Annotated in this window: 2 pseudogenes; both read right to left on the bottom strand. The window is 62.4% G+C overall.

The annotated features are described in order from the left end of the window. Positions 1-543: pseudogene (locus GSQ92_RS29170) on the bottom strand (mandelate racemase); the annotation flags it as partial. A gap of 3 nt (positions 544-546) precedes the next feature. Beyond that, a pseudogene (locus GSQ92_RS29165) lies at positions 547-853 on the bottom strand (thiamine pyrophosphate-requiring protein); the annotation flags it as partial.

Genomic DNA, 853 nt, shown 5'->3' with positions numbered 1-853 from the left:
GGCAATGGCGACGCGACGGGGATCCTGATCGGTATGCGTGCCGATCTTCATCTTGACGGCCCGGCAGCCATCCCTCTCTACCCAGCCTGCAAGCTGATCGCGTAGCTGCGCGTCGTCGTAACTAGTGAAGCCGCCGCTGCCGTAAATTGACACCGACGCGCGCTCTTGGCCGAACAGCGAGGCGAGGGGAACGCCGAGCAATTTAGCCTTGAGGTCCCAGAGCGCGACATCCATCGCCGAGATAGCGCATGCCGCCAGGCCGGATCGTCCAAGATTCCGCACCGCGTGCTGCATGGCCGTCCAAGCCGCCCGCATGTCCATCGCATTGGCCCCCGCGATAACGGGGCCAAGTGTCTTCTCGATGAGGCGCAAAAGGCAGGCATCGGCATAGGTGTAGCCCAGTCCTGTCTCGCCACCGGCCGCGACCTCGACAACGACAAGTGTCGTCCTGTCCCAGGCGAAGGTGCCATCGGCCTCCGGGGCGTCAGTCGGCACCGTGTAGGCGCGCGCGGTCACCCGGCCAATCGCCGCATCGGGGCACATCGATCAACCCTTTCCGGGCAGGACGCTCGCGAGCATCTCCTTAGCGCTATTGACGATGACGCTGGCTCGCTCAGGCTCATCAAGCAAAGACGTCATGAAATTGCGCGCCTCCTTCAGCGTAATATGTGGCGGCAGCGGCGGAACATTGGGATCAGTGTAAGCCTCCAGTATCACGGGCCGATCAGCCGACAGGGCTTCATCCCAGGCAGCGCCGACCTTGTCGGGATGATCGACGAAGATCCCCTTCAGGCCGAGCAACTCGGCGTATTTGTGATACGGAAAATCCGGAATGCTCTGCGTGCTTTCAGTC

The sequence above is a fragment of the Acidisoma sp. S159 genome (assembly GCF_009766125.1).
Taxonomy (GTDB): Bacteria; Pseudomonadota; Alphaproteobacteria; order Acetobacterales; family Acetobacteraceae; genus Acidisoma.
The sequence above is the reverse complement of the archived record's forward strand: the minus strand, read 5'-3'. Positions and strand labels throughout refer to the sequence as shown.